General features: G+C 73.4%; 5 protein-coding genes. 4 read left to right on the top strand and 1 reads right to left on the bottom strand.

Annotated features, from left to right (window positions below):
- Positions 1 to 261 precede the first annotated feature (261 nt).
- The 4 genes from G3I65_RS51770 to G3I65_RS51755 are packed head-to-tail and all read left to right on the top strand — an operon-like array spanning position 262 to position 2,645.
- Complete coding sequence (locus G3I65_RS51770; RefSeq protein WP_160703378.1) at positions 262 to 981, top strand: transglycosylase SLT domain-containing protein; 720 nt, start codon at positions 262 to 264, stop codon at positions 979 to 981.
- A gap of 1 nt (position 982) precedes the next feature.
- Positions 983 to 1,981 carry a CHAP domain-containing protein gene (locus tag G3I65_RS51765; protein ID WP_160703376.1) on the top strand — a complete coding sequence of 333 codons (999 nt, stop codon included), beginning with the start codon at positions 983 to 985 and terminating at the stop codon, positions 1,979 to 1,981.
- Positions 1,978 to 2,232 (top strand): YbaB/EbfC family DNA-binding protein, encoded by a 255-nt coding sequence (locus G3I65_RS51760; protein ID WP_160703374.1) that lies wholly within the window; start codon positions 1,978 to 1,980, stop codon positions 2,230 to 2,232. The genes G3I65_RS51765 and G3I65_RS51760 overlap by 4 nt, the downstream gene beginning before the upstream one ends.
- Positions 2,229 to 2,645 (top strand): hypothetical protein, encoded by a 417-nt coding sequence (locus G3I65_RS51755; protein ID WP_160703372.1) that lies wholly within the window; start codon positions 2,229 to 2,231, stop codon positions 2,643 to 2,645. Before G3I65_RS51760 ends, G3I65_RS51755 begins: the two co-directional genes overlap by 4 nt.
- Before the next feature lie 69 nt (positions 2,646 to 2,714).
- Here the strand turns inward: G3I65_RS51755 and G3I65_RS51750 are convergent.
- Positions 2,715 to 2,963 (bottom strand): ESX secretion-associated protein EspG (locus G3I65_RS51750; RefSeq protein WP_203612737.1); only part of this gene is annotated, 249 nt, incomplete at its 5' end.

The following is a 2,963-nucleotide window of genomic DNA, read 5'->3' as shown; positions in this document are numbered from 1 at the left end:
GTCGGCACCGCGCACGGTGGCGCGGTCGCGGTCGGGGTGGTGGGCCGGGTCCGCGGCACCGGGTCGGCGATCGGGCTGGGCGTGGTCGCGCGCGGTGCCGAACACGCCGCCGTGACCAGCGTGAACCCCAGCAGGGCCAGCACCCCGGTGCCGCGCATCCGCCATCCCCTCGTCGAAGGTCCTGCGCCGGGCGTGCACGCGGGTTGTCCCAGCGTGCAGCGCGGCTACCGCAGGGGGTACCCAGGCGGTCAAGGTCGAACCATGACCAAGCTGAGCGCCGAGCAGATCGCCCGGCACGCCTACGCGGCCGGGTTCCGGGGCCAGGGCCTCACCACCGCGGTGGCGGTCGCGCTGGCCGAGTCCGGCGGGCGGACGACCGCGCACAACGCCACCCCGCCGGACAACTCCTACGGCCTCTGGCAGATCAACATGCTGGGCGCGCTGGGCCCGGAGCGGCGCCACCAGTACCACCTGAAGTCGAACGACCAGCTGTTCGACCCGGCCACCAACGCCCGTGTCGCGAACAGCATCTCCCGCGACGGCCACGACTTCACACCCTGGTCGACGTACACGAACGGCGCCTACAAGGACCACCTCGCGGCCGCGCGCAAGGCCGCGAAGGACGTCACGGAGCACCACGGCAAGCCGCACGCGCAGTCCGGTGGCGGGGCGTTGCGGGTGGACGACGACGTGCTGCACGGCTACGTCCGGCGGACCCGGCACGTCGCGGACGCGCTGGGCGGCGCGACCGGGCAGCTGCGGGACGTCCGCGACATCGCGGAGGACAGCTTCGGGCGGATCGGCAAGGAGTCGGGGTTCGCCGGCGCGCTGGCCGGCTTCGGGCTGGCGCTGCAGCGGCAGGTCAAGGGCGTCGGCACGCACGCCGACGGGCTGGCCGAGGCCGCGCGGAAGGCCGCCAAGACCTACCGCGACCACGAAACGGCCACCGCGGCCGCGCTCACCGACGTCCGACGGAGCTGACATGGACACCGCCGCACTCGCGCGCTCCTTCGCGAAGGACCTGATCGCGTACCGGAACAAGCTCGCCGGCAAGGCCGAGGACGCCGTCCGCGCCGAATACGCCCTGCACCAGGTGGCCACGGCGCTGGACGACCAGCACGACGCGTACCACAAGGAAAGCGCCGTGGTCCTCGGCCACTGGCACGGCCACGGCGCCGAGGGATTCCGCCACACCAGCGCGAAACTGACGAACGAACTGAAGGTCACGGGCGCGGCCGGCGCCGCGGCGGAGAAGGTCGTCGCGCACGTCGCGTCCACAGTGGACAGCGGGCACACCGCCGTGCAGCAGCTGGTCGACGAGTACACCGCCAAGGCGAAGCAGGTCCTGGACGCGGGAGTGGCCACCGGGACGCAAGCCGCGCTGATGCGGGCCGTCGGGCACGTCGCCGACCTGGCGCCGCACTACACGCGGCAGTCCGCGTCGACGCTGCGGCACGTCCACGCCGAACTCGAAGCCGCGGCGAAGAAGCTGAACGCGCTGCGGAAGGACCTCAGCCACGATCACGTGGCGGACAGGACGACGCACGCGAGCCACGTTTCGGGGCGGGGCAAGGAGATCGTGCACGCCGCGCGCAAGGAGCTCGGCACGCGGGAGAACCCGCCGGGCAGCAACCGCAACCCGTACGGGCCGACCGCCGCCTGGTGCTCGTCGTTCGCCACCGCGATGTGGCGCAAGGCGGGCGTGAAGATCCCGGTGCTGCCGTTCAGCGGCGACGTCTTCCACTGGGGACAGGCAAACGGGCACGCATACGGCAAGCATTCGCTGCACGAGGCGCGGCCGGGGGACGTGCTGATCTTCGGCACCGGGCCGCAGAACACGTCGACGAGCACGCACATCGGCATCGTCGAGAAGGTCGAGGGGAACCAGGTCACGATGATCGAGGGCAACTCCGGGGACGCCGTCCGCCGGAACACGCACACGCTCTCGGCGTCGACGTTCTACGGAGGGGTGCACCCGTGATCACCGGAAAAGCCGCGGACCGGACGGTCGCCGTGGAGGTCGCGCCCGGCGGGGCGTTGCAGGAGCTGACGCTGGAAGCCGCGGCGCTGCGGCTGGAACCGGACGAGCTGGCCCGCCGCATCCTGCTGCTGACGGCGGCGGCTTCGGCCCGCGCGACGGCGTCGTTGTGGCACAGCGTCGACGGGCTCGGGCTGACGGCCGCGGGCGAGGACGCGGAGGCGACGACGCCGGAGAGCTGGCGGGCGCAGTGAGCGGGGAGCGGACGACGGTGGAGCTGATCGAGGACGCCTTCGCGGAGCCTGGGCCGGGGTACGGCGCACGGCTGGCGGCGATCCGGGCCGAGGCGTGCGGGGACGGCGTGGAGCTGGCGGTGGACCTGCACGGGGCGCTGGTGGAGCTGCGGTTCGAGCGGTGGGCGTTGAACCTCGCGCCGGGGGAGCTGGCCGGGGTGATCCGGCGGCTGGCTGGGGAGGCCGGGGTGGAGGCGTTGCGGCAGGGGCGGGAATTGCTGGGGGAGTTGCTGCCGGAGGACATGCCGCCTGGGGTGGTCGGGCCGCGGATCGGGGTGCGGCCGGTGGAGGAGCCGGGGTTCGAGGCGGGACCGGTCATCCGGCCGCGACCGGAACCCGAGGACGACTTCACGCCGGTCACCTGGGCGACTTGATCCGGGGTCGTGAGTGTTCAGTCGGGTTAGAACCCGACTGAACACTCACGACCGGTCGCGGCGGAGGGCTCAGGTGGCTGCGTCGAGCATGCGGGTCAGGCGGTCCGCGAGCCACGCGCTGTCCGCCGGGGTCACCATCACCCACGGCTCGCCGCCGGCGTCCTCCGGGGTCACCGCGTACCGGCCCGCCGCCGTGTCGAACCAGGCCAGGACCGGCGGCCGCCCCGCCGGGCCGGAGGCGCCCAGCTGACCTGCCGCGTAGCGCTCCGAAGTCGCCAACGTCGCCAGCGGGCGCACCGCCCGCCCGGTGATCCCCGC

This window comes from Amycolatopsis sp. SID8362 (assembly GCF_010550475.1).
In the GTDB taxonomy this organism is placed as follows: Bacteria; Actinomycetota; Actinomycetes; order Mycobacteriales; family Pseudonocardiaceae; genus Amycolatopsis; species Amycolatopsis eburnea.
Note: the sequence above shows the minus strand (reverse complement) of the source record. Positions and strands in the feature narration are given on the sequence as shown.